Source organism: Paenarthrobacter sp. NEAU-H11 (genome assembly GCF_050573415.1).
Taxonomy (GTDB): Bacteria; Actinomycetota; Actinomycetes; order Actinomycetales; family Micrococcaceae; genus Arthrobacter.
On sequence record NZ_JBNZGA010000004.1, the window covers coordinates 291,753 to 305,215 of the forward strand.

At 68.1% G+C, this 13,463-nt stretch carries 12 protein-coding genes; 4 read left to right on the forward strand and 8 right to left on the reverse strand.

Going from position 1 to position 13,463, the window contains the following annotated elements; genetic code table 11:
• Window positions 1–15 precede the first annotated feature (15 nt).
• Window positions 16–1,341, forward strand: a complete 1,326-nt coding sequence (locus tag ACQ3DC_RS07760) for a SufS family cysteine desulfurase (RefSeq protein WP_321215757.1) — start codon at window positions 16–18, stop codon at window positions 1,339–1,341.
• A 21-nt stretch (window positions 1,342–1,362) separates the two neighbouring features.
• The gene (gene sufU / locus ACQ3DC_RS07765) at window positions 1,363–1,812 is read left to right on the forward strand and encodes a Fe-S cluster assembly sulfur transfer protein SufU (protein ID WP_157238702.1); all 450 of its coding nucleotides are present in this window, start codon (window positions 1,363–1,365) and stop codon (window positions 1,810–1,812) included.
• 83 nt (window positions 1,813–1,895) lie between these two features.
• Here the strand turns inward: sufU and ACQ3DC_RS07770 are convergent, their stop codons facing one another.
• Genes ACQ3DC_RS07770 through ACQ3DC_RS07780 form a run of 3 tightly spaced genes read right to left on the reverse strand, consistent with a single transcriptional unit; the run spans window position 1,896 to window position 4,171 of the window.
• A complete protein-coding gene (locus tag ACQ3DC_RS07770; protein WP_157238701.1) occupies window positions 1,896–2,117 on the reverse strand; it encodes an SCO4848 family membrane protein in 222 nt (73 codons plus the stop codon).
• 4 nt (window positions 2,118–2,121) lie between these two features.
• Window positions 2,122–2,619: a DUF2505 domain-containing protein gene (locus tag ACQ3DC_RS07775; RefSeq protein WP_430751949.1), complete on the reverse strand. Its 498-nt coding sequence runs from the start codon at window positions 2,617–2,619 to the stop codon at window positions 2,122–2,124.
• 43 nt (window positions 2,620–2,662) lie between these two features.
• Window positions 2,663–4,171, reverse strand: a complete 1,509-nt coding sequence (locus tag ACQ3DC_RS07780) for an SDR family oxidoreductase (RefSeq protein ID WP_321215758.1) — start codon at window positions 4,169–4,171, stop codon at window positions 2,663–2,665.
• Window positions 4,172–4,388: 217 nt separating this feature from the next.
• Between ACQ3DC_RS07780 and mfd the strand changes: the two genes are divergently transcribed.
• Together mfd and ACQ3DC_RS07790 are read left to right on the forward strand one after the other, a co-directional pair.
• Complete coding sequence (gene mfd / locus ACQ3DC_RS07785) at window positions 4,389–8,090, forward strand: transcription-repair coupling factor (RefSeq protein ID WP_323056208.1); 3,702 nt, start codon at window positions 4,389–4,391, stop codon at window positions 8,088–8,090.
• A 6-nt stretch (window positions 8,091–8,096) separates the two neighbouring features.
• On the forward strand, window positions 8,097–8,909 hold the full coding sequence (locus tag ACQ3DC_RS07790) for a metal-dependent hydrolase (RefSeq protein ID WP_157238698.1): 813 nt from the start codon (window positions 8,097–8,099) through the stop codon (window positions 8,907–8,909).
• A gap of 80 nt (window positions 8,910–8,989) precedes the next feature.
• Here the strand turns inward: ACQ3DC_RS07790 and ACQ3DC_RS07795 are convergent, their stop codons facing one another.
• The 5 genes from ACQ3DC_RS07795 to cobA form a co-directional block, all read right to left on the reverse strand.
• Window positions 8,990–9,265 carry a hypothetical protein gene (locus ACQ3DC_RS07795; protein WP_197432393.1) on the reverse strand — a complete coding sequence of 92 codons (276 nt, stop codon included), beginning with the start codon at window positions 9,263–9,265 and terminating at the stop codon, window positions 8,990–8,992.
• A 52-nt stretch (window positions 9,266–9,317) separates the two neighbouring features.
• Window positions 9,318–10,043, reverse strand: coding sequence for a deoxyribose-phosphate aldolase (deoC, locus tag ACQ3DC_RS07800; RefSeq protein WP_157238697.1), 726 nt, complete (start codon window positions 10,041–10,043; stop codon window positions 9,318–9,320).
• Between the two features lie 175 nt (window positions 10,044–10,218).
• Window positions 10,219–11,049, reverse strand: coding sequence for an FAD-dependent oxidoreductase (locus ACQ3DC_RS07805; protein ID WP_157238696.1), 831 nt, complete (start codon window positions 11,047–11,049; stop codon window positions 10,219–10,221).
• A 204-nt stretch (window positions 11,050–11,253) separates the two neighbouring features.
• On the reverse strand, window positions 11,254–12,414 hold the full coding sequence (locus ACQ3DC_RS07810; protein WP_323056207.1) for a uroporphyrinogen-III synthase: 1,161 nt from the start codon (window positions 12,412–12,414) through the stop codon (window positions 11,254–11,256).
• A 14-nt stretch (window positions 12,415–12,428) separates the two neighbouring features.
• Window positions 12,429–13,463, reverse strand: a complete 1,035-nt coding sequence (gene cobA, locus ACQ3DC_RS07815; RefSeq protein ID WP_157238694.1) for a uroporphyrinogen-III C-methyltransferase — start codon at window positions 13,461–13,463, stop codon at window positions 12,429–12,431.

Here is a 13,463-nt window from a genome sequence, read left to right on the forward strand (position 1 = left end):
CTCAAGGAGTTAGTCTTGGCCGTAGTATCAACGCCAGCCACACTGGAACGCGCCTTGCCGGCCATGGATGACGCCGAGGTACTCCGCATCCGGAACGACTTTCCCGTCCTGAACCAGCTGGTCAACGGCAGGCCGCTCGTCTACCTCGACTCCGGCGCCACCTCACAGAACCCGCTGAGCGTCATTGAAGCCGAACAGGAATTCTACGAACAGCGCAACGCGGCCGTGCACCGGGGGGCGCACCACCTCGCCGTCGAGGCCACCGAGGCCTTCGAGGATGCCCGGCAGACCATCGCGGACTTTATCGGCGCGGATTACGCGGAGACCGTTTGGACGTCAAACGCCACTGAAGGCCTCAACCTGCTGAGCTACGCGTTGTCCAATGCAGGGCTATGGGCCGCCCAGGGCCGGGGCGACGCCAGGCTCAAGGAGCTCGCACTGAGCCCGGGTGACGAAATCGTGGTCACGGAAATGGAGCACCACGCCAACCTGATCCCATGGCAGGAACTGGCTTTCCGTACCGGTGCCACCCTGCGCTACATCCCCGTCGACGACGCCGGCCACCTCCGCATGGATGCAGCCGCAGAGATCATCGGCGCCCGGACCCGGGTGCTGGCGTTCACCCACGCGTCAAACGTCCTGGGCACCATCAACCCCGTCGCCGACCTTGTGGCCCTCGCCCGCCCGGCCGGCGCCCTGGTGGTCCTCGACGCCTGCCAGTCCGCCCCGCACCTGGCCCTGGACGTCAAGGACCTTGACGTGGACTTCGCCGTGTTCTCCGGCCACAAAATGCTGGCACCCACCGGGATCGGGGTGCTGTACGGGAAGCAGGAGCTTCTGGATGTCCTGCCGCCCTTCCTGACCGGCGGCTCCATGATCACCACTGTCACAATGGAACGTGCCGAGTATCTGCCGGCACCACAGCGCTTCGAGGCCGGAACGCAGCGCATCTCCCAGGCCGTGGCGCTGGCGGCTGCGGCCAACTACCTGACGGAAACCGGGCTGGACCGGATCCATCAGTGGGAAGCCGGGCTCGGCCAGCGTATGGTCACCGGGCTTGAGTCCCTTCCCGGAATCCGGGTCCTGGGCCCCGCCGCGGGCCAGGAACGCATCGGACTGGCTGCCTTCGACGTCGAGGGTGTCCATGCCCATGACGTGGGGCAGTTCCTGGACTCACGGGGTATCGCCGTGCGCGTTGGCCACCACTGCGCGCAGCCCCTGCACCGCAGGCTGGGCCTAACTGCCACCACCAGGGCCAGCGCGTACCTGTACAACACGACGGACGACGTCGACCAATTCCTGGATGCCGTAGCCGGCGTGCGGGCCTATTTCCGCGCTTAGCGGGGAAGACCGAAGGACACCATGAGCCTTGACCAGCTGTACCAGCAGATCATCCTGGACCATTCAAAGGCCCGGCACGGCAGTGGACTGGCCGGGACAGAGGCCCCTGAGGGCGCTTCCACGGGCCAGTCCCACCAGCTCAACCCGGTGTGCGGGGACGAGGTCACCCTGAGGCTCGCTGTCGCTGACGGGAAAGTGGCCCAGGTTTCGTGGGACGGGGCGGGTTGTTCGATCTCCATGGCCTCCGCGTCCGTGCTCAGCGAACTGGCGGAGGGCATGACCGTGGCGGAGCTCCATGAAGTGATTGACAGCTTCCGGGAGGTTTTGCGCTCCCGGGGGAAGGTCCCTGCGGATCCGGCGCTGCTGGGCGATGCCGCGGCGTTTGAGGGCGTGGCCCGCTACGCGGCGCGGGTCAAGTGCGCCATGATTTCCTGGGTTGCGGCGGAGGATGCGCTGAATCAGGCCGCCTGACCCGGTCCTGCCGGCGCAGGTTCCCGCCTCATACGGAGAAGGCCCTCGTCCCAGCGGGACGAGGGCCTTCCTTTTGCAGTTTGTTAGCCGGCCAGCGCCAAGATGCCGATCACGGCAGTGGCCGCGCCAAGCACCATGGAGACGCCCACCAGCACCACGTGGACGGTGAGGAACTTCGTGGCCTTCCCGGCGGAGTCCCTGGCGCGGGGATCCTTCATGACCCGGCGCAGGAACTGCGGCCAGACCACCAGGGACCATACTCCCGCAATGATCAGGACCAGTGAAGCGAAAACGGGCAGCTCCATGAACTTAGTGGCTTTCCAGCCAGGCCTGCGCCTGCTTGGCCTGGAGGTTCAGGGCCTTGGACACCATCGGCTCCGCTGCATCAGCGATCTTGCCGCCGAGGAATGGAACGGACGATTTCACGGCGCCCTCAAGCTCCACGCGGGTTCCGCCGGCGTCTGCCACCAGGCGCTGAACGGCGGTGACGTCCACGGGGGCGCCGGCGATCTTCAGCGAGATGTTGCTCTGGCGGGAGCCGTCCGCTGCGGGGGCGTCCCAGTTCTCCACCTGGGTGACCTTGAGGTGCTCACCCACGAACTTCCGCGCGATCTCGGGGAGGCGGGTGGTGGGAAGGGTGCGCACGGACGTGGCGTTGAACGCTCCGGCGACGTCTCCGTCCACGGTGAATGACTCCAGCGAGCCGCCCACCAGCTGGCTGACGTGGCGCTGGAAATCTTCGTTCACCAGCACAGCTGCGACGCTGTCGACGGAGTGGGGAAGGGTGGTGGTTGCGCTCAAGGCCATGGGTCCTCCTGGGACGTGGGGGTCGGATTAGGCTCCAAACATCCTACGGTGTCCTGGCCGCGTGCTCCGCATCCGCGATCTCCCGGGCGGCCCGGGTGATGTTCCTGGCCATGGCGGGAAAGATCAGGCTGTGGAACGGAAGGACGGCCAGCCAGTACAGCCGGCCGCTGAGTCCTTTAGGAAAGAAGATGGCCCGCTGCCGGTAGCGGCTGCCGTTCCCGTCCGGCTCCACGGAGAGTTCCAGCCAGGCGCGCCCCGGGGCGCGCATTTCCGCGCGGAGCCTCAGCAGCCTGCCGCGGTCAATCCGTTCAACACGCCACCAGTCCACCACCTCGCCGGCCGCAAGGGTGTGGGGATGCCGCCTGCCGCGCAGGAGCCCGGCGCCCCCGGTCAGCTTGTCCAGCCAGCCGCGCACCTGCCATGCCAGCGGCAGGGAGTACCAGCCGTTCCGGCCGCCGATCCCCTCGATGACCGTCCACACCTTCGCGGGATCCACGTCCCCGTGGAACGTCCGCTCATCGATGTACACCTTGTGGCCGGCCCACTCGGGGTCGCTGGGCAGGGGATCGGAAGCAGCTCCGGCGTTTGCCCAGGTGGTTTCCACCTGCCCGTCACGTTCCTTGCCGAGCGCCAGGGCGACGGCGGTGCGATAGTCGGTCAGGCCGCCGTCGGGCTGCGGGATGTATTGGTCGATGTCGTGCTCGTCGGACACGGCATCGTGCTGCAGGGACTGGACCAGCGGCATTGCCATGGACAAGGGGATCGGCGTGGTGAGGGCAACCCACATGCCGGCCAGCTTCGGCGCCGGGATGGGCAGTGCCAGCACCGGGCGGTAGGGCAGGCCGGCCTCGGCGGCGTACTCCTGCATCATCCCGGCGTAGGTGAGGACCTGCCGGCAGCCGACGTCGAACGTGCGGTTGAGCGGGCCGTCCAGCGATGCGGCGGAGACCAGGTAGTACAGGACATCGCGCACGGCGATGGCCTCGATCCGGTTCCGGACCCAGCTGGGCGCCGGCATCAGGGGGAGTGTCTCGGCGAGGTGGCGGATCATCTCGAAGGACGCCGAGCCGGAGCCGATGACCACGCCCGCCTGGAACACGATGGCGTCCACGGGGCTATCCAGGAAGACTTTCCCCACCGCTTCCCTGGACCGCATGTGGGTGGACAGTTCGACGCCCGTGGGGTGCAGCCCGCCCAGGTAGACGATCCTGCCAACGCCCGCGGCGGCTGCGGCGTCCGCGGCCGTGCGCGCCATCGCCTGCTCTTTCGCTTCAAAGCCCGCACCTGCTGCCATCGAGTGGACCAGGTAATACAGGACGTCGACGCCGGCCAGCGCCTGGCGGAGGGCGTCGCCGTCGTCGAGGCTGCTCTCCACCACGTCCACCCGGTCCCGCCATGGCACCCCGGCGATCTTGTCCGGTGAGCGCACCAGGACCTTGACCCTGTGGCCGGCCTCAAGGAGCTTGGGCACCAGCCGGCCGCCGATGTAGCCGGTAGCCCCGGTGACCAGGACCGTTCTGGAGGTGCGGGCGGTGTTCCCGGGTTCGGTCATGCTGACTCCTTAGTGTCCACAGGCCATTCGGAGCGGCCTGCTGTTTGGACTGCCTGTCTCGCGGCCCGTTGCCGGCGGGCCCCGCCCTGCCAGCCTATCCCCGGGCCGGCTCGCATAGTCGCTGCTGCGCGGTAGGCTGGGTTTACCCGGGATTCGAAGAGAATTTCGGGTTTTCGCGTTGCCTGCCTTTCGTTGCACACCACAGGAGCTTTCTGCCATGAGCCTTCCAGGCCCGTCCAACGCCGGCCACACCAGCACGGGCCCATCGCTGGACGGACTGCGCCGCGCCCTCGCCGCGGACCAGACCTTCGCCCGCGTCCGCGCCGAGGCCGCCCGGGGGTTCGAGGTCCGGGGCCAGGACTACCAGATCAGCGCACCCGCCGGGCTTCGCCCGCTGCTGCTTGCCGAGATGGCGGACGGCGTGGCAGCCGCCGCAGGCGAAGGGCACGACGACGGCAGGCCGGGTGTCGTTCTTGCCGTCACCGCAACCGGCCGCGAGGCCGAGGACCTTACGGCGGCGCTGCGGGCGTACCTTCCCGCGGACTGCATAGCCGAATTCCCCAGCTGGGAAACCCTCCCGCACGAACGCCTCTCGCCGCGCTCTGACACCGTGGGCCGCCGCCTCTCCGTCCTGCGCCGCCTGGCGCACCCGGAAACCTCCGCATCGGGTCCGCTGCGGGTGGTGGTGGCGCCCGTCCGCGCCGTGGTCCAGCCGGTGGTGGCCGGCCTGGGCGAGCTGGTCCCGGTCACCCTGAAAGTGGGCCAGGAGAAACCCTTCACCGAAGTGGTGCGGAGCCTCGCGGACGCCGCCTACGCCCGGGTGGACATGGTGACGCACCGCGGGGAGTTCGCCGTCCGCGGCGGCATTATCGACGTTTTCCCGCCTACCGAGGACCACCCCATCCGCGTCGAGTTCTTCGGTGACGAGGTGGACCAGATGCGCTGGTTCGCGGTGGCAGACCAGCGCTCGCTGTCCTCGCCCGGCCTGCACCACCCCACCGAACTGCATGCCCCGCCGTGCCGGGAAATCCTCATCACCCCGGCCGTCATGTCCCGGGCAGCCACCCTCAAGGCGCAGCTCCCGGCAGCTGCCGACATGCTCGAAAAGATCGCCGGCGGCATCACCGTGGAGGGCATGGAATCCCTGGCACCCGTGCTGGTGGACTCCATGGTCCCGTTCGTGGAGCAGCTGCCTGCAGGCTCCATCTCGGTGGTCATCGAGCCGGAGAAGGTCCGGACCCGGGCCCACGACCTCGCCGCCACCAATGAGGAGTTCCTCGAGGCCGCCTGGTCCACCGCCTCGGACGGCGGGACGGCGCCGCTGGATCTCAGCTCGCAGGCAAGCGCCGCGCTCCATTCCGCCAGCTTCCGCTCCCTCACGGAAACGCGGACCTCATCCCTGGAGCACGGGGTCTCATGGTGGTCCATCACGTCGCTCGCGCAGGACGAGGAACTTCTCCCGGACATCGACGTCCTGAACCTGCATGCGCGGGAACCGCGCGGCTACCAGGGCGATGTGGCCGAGATGATGGACTTCATCGGCTCACATGTCCGGGACCAGTGGCGGATCGTTGTCGCCACGGAAGGCCCCGGTCCTGCCCAGCGCCTGGCAGAGCTGTTCCATGAGAACGACATCCCGTGCGCCCGCGTGGACACCCTGGACCACGAGCCCCAGGCGGGCATCATCGAGGTGACCACCGCCGCCGTCGGACGCGGTTTTGTCCTGGACGGGCTCAAACTGGGCCTGCTCACCGAAGCCGACCTGCTGGGCCGCACCTCCGCCGGGTCCACCAAGGACATGCGCCGCATGCCCTCCAAACGCCGCAACGCCGTGGACCCGCTGCAGCTCGTGGCGGGGGACCATGTGGTCCACGAACAGCACGGCATCGGCAAGTTCGTGGAGCTGATCCAACGCAAGATCACCGTCGGCGGCTCGAAAGATACAGCCGGGGTGCGCGAGTACCTGGTCCTCGAGTACGCGCCGTCCAAGCGCGGCGCGCCGGGGGACAGGCTCTTCGTTCCCACGGACCAGCTGGACCAGGTGACCCGCTACGTGGGCGGTGACACCCCCGTCCTGAGCAAGATGGGCGGCGCGGACTGGGCCAGCACCAAGTCCAAGGCCCGGAAAGCCGTCAAGGAGATCGCCGGCGAGCTGATCCGGCTGTACTCGGCCCGGATGGCGTCCCGCGGGCATGCCTTCGGCCCGGACACTCCTTGGCAGCGCGAGCTTGAGGAAGCCTTCCCCTACGTGGAGACGCCGGACCAGCTCACCACCATCAACGAGGTGAAGGCGGACATGGAGCGCGAGATCCCCATGGACCGGCTGGTTTCCGGCGACGTGGGCTACGGAAAGACCGAGATCGCCGTGCGCGCCGCGTTCAAGGCGGTGCAGGACGGCAAGCAGGTGGCCGTGCTGGTGCCCACCACGCTGCTGGCCCAGCAGCACTACGAGACGTTTACCGAACGGTTCTCCGGATTCCCCTTGCGGGTCAAGGCACTGTCGCGGTTCCAGGGGACAAAGGAAACCAAGGAGACCGTGGAGGGCGTCAAGAGCGGCTCGGTGGACGTCGTCATCGGCACGCACCGGTTGCTGTCCAAGGACTTTGCCTTCAAGGACCTGGGCCTGGTGATCGTGGACGAGGAACAGCGCTTCGGCGTGGAGCACAAGGAAGCTCTCAAGAAGATGCGCACCAATGTGGACGTGCTGGCCATGAGCGCAACCCCCATCCCGCGCACCCTGGAGATGTCGCTGACGGGAATCCGCGAGACATCCACCCTGGCCACCCCGCCGGAGGAACGGCACCCGGTCCTGACCTACGTGGGTCCCTACACGGACAAGCAGACCTCCGCGGCCATCCGGCGTGAGCTGATGCGCGAAGGCCAGGTCTTCTTCGTCCACAACCGGGTCTCCACCATCGAGCGGACCGCGGCGAAAATCCGTGAGCTGGTCCCGGAGGCGCGCGTCGAGGTGGCGCACGGCAAGATGTCCGAAAGCCGCCTGGAGCAGATCATCGTGGACTTCTGGGAAAAGCGATTCGATGTGCTGGTGTGCACCACCATCATCGAAACCGGGTTGGATATTTCCAACGCCAACACCCTGATCGTGGACGGCGCGGACAAGTACGGCCTGTCCCAGCTGCACCAGCTCCGCGGCCGCGTGGGCCGGGGCCGTGAACGCGCCTACGCCTACTTCCTCTACCCGTCCGAGAAGCCCTTGGGCGAGGTGGCGCTGGAACGGCTCAAGGCCGTGGCCACCCACAACGAGCTCGGTGCCGGCATGCAGCTGGCCATGAAGGACCTGGAGATCCGCGGCGCCGGAAACCTGCTGGGCGGTGAGCAGTCCGGCCACATCCAGGGCGTCGGCTTCGACCTCTACATCCGCCTGGTGGGCGAGGCCGTGGCTGACTTCCGCGGCGAGGCCGAGGAGAAGGCCGCCGAGATGAAGATTGAACTGCCGGTCAACGCGCACCTTCCGCACGACTACGTGCCCGGGGAGCGGCTCCGCCTCGAGGCGTACCGCAAGCTCGCGGCTGCGCTCACGAATGAGGCAATCGACGAAGTCCTGGCGGAACTGGTTGACAGGTATGGCGAGCCGCCGCTCCCGGCCCGGAACCTGGTGGCCGTGGCCCGCTTCCGGGTGGGAGCCCGTGAAGCCGGGCTGTCCGATGTTGCCCTGCAGGGCAACTTCATCAAGTTCTCGCCGGCCACCCTTCCTGAATCCAAGGTCATGCGCCTGAACCGGATGTACCCGGGGTCCCAGTCCAAGCCCGCCCTCGATGCCGTGCTCATCCCCAAGCCGAAGACCGCGAGGATCGGGGGCCGGGACCTGCAGGATGCGGAAATCCTGGAATGGGCCAACGGCGTGATCCGGAACATCTTCTCGGACCAACCGGTCACTGTCGCGCCGACCGGGAGCTAGCACTTGATGGGAGGACACCACGCCGCGTCGGGAGCCGCGGCGTGGGTAGCTATTGCCTCAACCGGGCCCTACACCCTTGGCTGGTACCCGCTGGACGCCACTGGCATCCTGATCGGCGGGATGGCGACGGCGGGAACCGCCCTCGTGTGCGACTGGGACCACCGGCACAGCACGGTGGCAAATTCCCTGCCGCCGTTGTCCAATGTGATCGCGGTCGGGATTGAAAACGCCAGCGGCGGGCACCGCCAGGGCACGCACTCCGTCCTCGGGGCAGCCTTTTTTGTCCTTCTCGCCACCCTGGCAGGCCAATTCCAGCTGGAAACGGACTGGGGACTGCTGTCCGTGGGTGCGGGGCTGCTGTGCATGTTCATGATCAACATCGCGGCCAAGGCACTGAAGCTCTTTCCGAAGGCGGGGTTCATCAGCAACTGGATCTTCGCGCTGACCATGGCCGGCCTGGTCACCTGGTTTGCCCCGGACCAGTGGACCTGGCTCCCCATTTCGATGCTGACCGGCGTTGTGGTCCATATCGTGGGCGACCTGGTCACCACGGGAGGAGTGCCGCTGCTGTGGCCACTGGTGGTCAGGCCGCCCAAACCCCTGCGGCGGGTACCGCTGCTGCGCCAGGTCTGGCGGCCCAACGGTGCATTGTCCCTCCCGCTGCTGGGCCGGGCGGGGTCAAAACGCGAGTGGCTTGTCCTGATCCCGGTGAGCGCCTACGCCATGGTGGGGATGTGCATGGCCGGCTGGTCCATAGCGCACAGCCACTGGGGCCGCGCGGCAGAGGCAGCGGTGGCCTGGGCCCGGCTCTGGCTGTAATGCCCGGGCGGCGTCCGCCGGGCATACGACAAAACCCCCGGACAGCGTCCAGGGGTTTTGTGCTGGCTGGTTGGTGTGGGCTAGTGCTCGCCGGCTGAGTCGGAGCGTCCCAGGACGGTCTGCGGAATCCAGAAGGCCAGGGCGAACAGCGCGATGCAGACAGCCATCGGCCAGGGGTTGTCCAGCGTGAGGAAGGAAAGCGAGTACACGGCACCAAGGAACAGCGCGATCATGACCACAAAGAGGAAGACACTGGTTCCCAGCTTGTTCTCGTTCTGCGGGGTCTGCAGCGTGCCCTGATGTGCTCCGCGGCTGGAATCCGTGCCGTCGTTGGACGCCATAATCTTGCTGGACATTCGTTCCTCCTCGGCCCCTCGGGGCTCAATCTGTGGCCGCGTCCGGTTGCTGTCAGTAGCCGGATGAACCCTGTTCACCCTTGACAATGGCAATTCCGGAGCTCGCACCAATACGTGTTGCACCTGCTGCAATCATAGCCTGCGCGTCTGCAAGGGACCGCACCCCGCCGGAGGCCTTGACGCCCAGGCCAGGCCCCACAGTCCTGCGCATCAGGGCGATGTCCTCCACCGTAGCGCCGCCGCCGTTGAAGCCCGTTGAGGTCTTCACGAAGTCTGCGCCTGCCTCCACTGCGGCTTCGCAGGCAAGGACTTTCTGGCTGTCGGTGAGCAGCGCGGTTTCGATGATGACTTTCAGGATGGCCCCGCTGGCGTGCACGGCCTCCGCCACCGAGGCGATGTCCTCGACAAGCGCCCCTTTGTCCCCGGCCCGGGCGGCGGCGATGCTGATGACCATGTCCACTTCGTCCGCACCGTCCAGCACTGCGCCCCGGGCTTCGAAGGTCTTGACGTCGGTGGGGGTGGCACCCAGCGGGAACCCCACCACCGAGCAGGTCAGGACGCCGGATCCCTTGAGGGCCTTCTTCACCGTCTTGACCCAGATGGGATTGACGCATACGGACTTGAAGCCGTATTCAGCTGCTTCCGCACAGACCTTGAGGACCTCAGCCTCACTGGCCTCCGGCTTCAGCAGCGTGTGGTCGATGAAGGACGCTATGCTGCCGGAGCCCGCGGCGCCGGTGGCTGCAGCCTGAACGGAAGGGGTGGCTTCGTTGCTCATGATGGTCCTCTCCAAGGGCCTGTGGGCCGGGCGTTGTAACGCCCGCGACTCGTTTCGCAACCATCTTGCCATACGCTGAAGCGGCCAGAACCACCCCCGACTAACGGCAACGCGCGGTCAGTTTCCGCCCAATCCGAGCCGGTTATCGGGCGGGGAGTGACCCCGCGTTGCTTGATCAGGCCGCCGTCAGCAGCTGGGTGGCACAGGCTCCCGCAGCGGACGCGGCGGCCACCAGGAGTCCCAGCCGGACGCCGTCGAACGCTGCAGCGTCTCCGAGGGCCCAGATGCCCGGTACGGACGTCCGGAAGTCATGGCTGATCACGATCCCGCCGGTGGCCGCCGTCTCCAGGCCGGCACTGGCGGCGAGGTCGTCCCGGGATTCGCGTTCCTCGGCGAGGACCACCAGGTCGCCGTACATGCTGCTGCCGTCCTCGAACACCACCCCGGAGGCTGCAAAGCCCGAGGTTGACGGGGCAGGGATCACGGAGGCCGGGCGGGCCGTGGTGCGGATGGGCCGCACGCCGCGGGCCCGGAGGACCGCCTCTGCCTGGCCGGCTGCGGCGCCGGTGCCCACCAGGATTCCCAGCGGACGCCGGCCCAGCTCCCTGGCCACCTGGCTCACGGCCTCGCCGACGCGGGCGGCGTCGTCGATGGTGGAGTAGCTCAGGCACTGGCCCGCTCCCTCGACGGGGCTGGCCACGGGCGCCGAGCCAGTGGCGATGACCAGCTGGTCGTAGGCAAATTCCATGCCGTCCGCCGTGGCCACCGTGCGGTTCGCGGCGTCGATGTGGCTGGCCGGCTGCCCGAACCTCACCGAAACCTGGGGCAGCATCGCCAGCTCCAGCAGTTCCGCCGGGGTGTCGTCCCGGTTGCTCAGGACTGTGATGGTGCCGGTGAAACGCGCCCGGTCAAGCTGGCTGACCAGTGCCTGGGCAGCCGGGCCTGCACCTGCGATGACGATGCGGGTGGCGGGAGCGGCGGAGGTGGAGGGTGCCGGAGCGGACATGTGCTGGCCCTTTCGCTGGCGGCCGGGAACGGCCGTAACTTCGTGATGGACCCAGCGTAGGCCCGCGCCTTTTCCGGGGTGTTTCCCCGCAGTTGCTGTTTATCAGGGCTGTGTTCGCCAGTATTTACCGGCCGGTAACAGAACCCGTGACGTGCCTCTCATCCGCGTGCGCGGCTGACACATGAGCGCCCGGCTCCGGCCAGGCTAGACGCGGATCCGGTAGCCGCGCTTGACCACGGTCTCCACCAGCCGCCCGTCGGGCAGGGACGAACGGAGCCGGCTGACCGTCATGTCCAGCGCGTGGACGGAACCGCGCAGTTCCAGCAGGTCGGACAGCGACTCGCGGGACAGGACGGCGCCGCCCGCTCCGAGCAGGGCACGCAGGAGCAGCAGGGGAGCGGGCGCCAGTTCCACGAGTTGGCCGTTGATGCGGAGGCTGCGGCCGCGCAGTTCGATGTTCCCGGACCGGGTGTCGAGGCGGCGCACGTGGTTCAGGGCAAGGTGCTCGCACACCAGGCGGATAAGGGCGCCCATCCGGAAGCGCTCCGGGATCAGCGGGGTGACGCCGGCATCCAGCAGCGGCTGCGCGGTGACCGGACCCACCACGGCGGTGGTGACGTTTGTCTTCAGGCTCTCGATCAGCTGCTTGTACACGCCCATCTCGTGGGCGGTGCTCCACAGGGCATCGACGGCGGGCGCGCTGGTGAAGGTGAGGACATCCAGGTTGCCGCTGCACGCAGCCTCAATGAGCCGCGGAAGCCGGTCCTCGCCGTCGGGCTTTACCCAGCGGTAGGGCGTGACCGTCAGGACCGTCGCACCGGACATCCGCAGGCGCTCCAGCTGCCGCACGTCCGTGTAGCCGTGCAGCTGCACCGCGACGGTCTTGCCCCGGACGCCCTCCTTGAGCAGCATGTCCACCAGTGTTGCGGTGGTTTCGTCGCTGCTGATTCCGACGTCGGCAAGGCCGGCCGCGCGCACGGCGCCGCGGGCTTTGGGGCCACGGACGAACATCCGGCAGGCACCCAGGGCGTCCAGCAGCTGCTCGCCGATCCCGAAGGAATCCGCTGCCTCGCACCAGCGGCGCATCCCGTAGGCGGTGGTGGCGATGCAGAGGTCCGGCCTGGCGGCGATGATGGCCTTGGTGTCCTCGATGAGGCGCATGTCCTCCTGCACGGGGGCGATCTTCAACGCTGGGGCGTGCAGCACTTCGGCGCCGCGGCGTTCCAGGGCCTCGATGAGGTCGCTGGAGCGGCGGTCCGAGGTCACGCCGATGCGGAAGCCCTCCAGGGGCGACTCGGCGGAGTCCGGGGCTTCGTCAGCCCTTTGTTCGACCTGCGGCGTTTCGGCCGGTGCAAGTGCAGTCATGGGGGTCAATCCTTTCATGAACCCAGCAGCGAGGCCGCCAGCCTGTCCAGGTCGGCGGCGGCCTCGGCATGCCCGCGGTTGGCCTCAGCCACCCGAACCACCTCGCCGATGACCAGCACGGCAGGGTTGCTGCATCCGGCAGCGGCCGAGGTGATCGTGCCAAGATCCGCGATGGTGGTGCGCTGGCCGGGGCGGTAGCCGCGTTCGACGACGGCCATGGGCATGTCAGCGCGCATCCCCGCCCTGCGCAGGCCGGCAGCCAGCTGGTGGAGGGTTCCGATGCCCATCAGCACGACGATGGTCCCGCCCAGCCCGGCCAGGTGCTTGTGCTCCTTTTCGGTCAGCGGCGCGTGGCCGGAGACCACGGTGAACATGTGGCTGACTTCGCGGTGGGTCACCGGGATCCCGGCGGCGGCCGGGACGGAGATCGCGCTGGTGACGCCGGAGATGACGCGGACCTTGACGCCGGCGGCGACGCAGGCGGCAACTTCCTCGCCGCCGCGGCCGAACACGTAGGGGTCCCCGCCCTTGAGGCGGACCACGTTGTTGCCGGCCAGGGCACTTTCCACCATGAGCTTCTCGATGTCCCCCTGGCTCACCTTGTGGTGGCCGGGCTTCTTCCCGACGTCCACCAGTTCGGCCGAGGTCATGGACGGCAGCTCCTGGTACGGGGCCAGCCGGTCATAGAAGACGACGTCCGCATCACGCAGGGCCTTGATCGCAGCGACCGTGAGGAGTTCGGTGGTTCCGGGTCCGCCGCCCACCAGGGTGACGTGGCCCGCTGGGCCGGCTGCCGGTTCGGCCGCCACCGGGATGCCGGTGGTGCGGCACCGCTCCAGCAGGACCTCCCAGCCGGGCTGTCCGTCGTCGACTGCCGCCACCAGGAAGGGGCGTTCGGGCAGCGGGCCGTCATGGCTTGCCCCCTGGGGGGTGCTGAGGCGGTAGACGACGGCGCCGGCCGCTTCGTAGCGGCGGACGGCCTGGCGGGCAGCGTGGTCGGAGCCGGTGACCAGCACTTCCCGGCCGGTCAGATCAATGCTGAGCTGCAT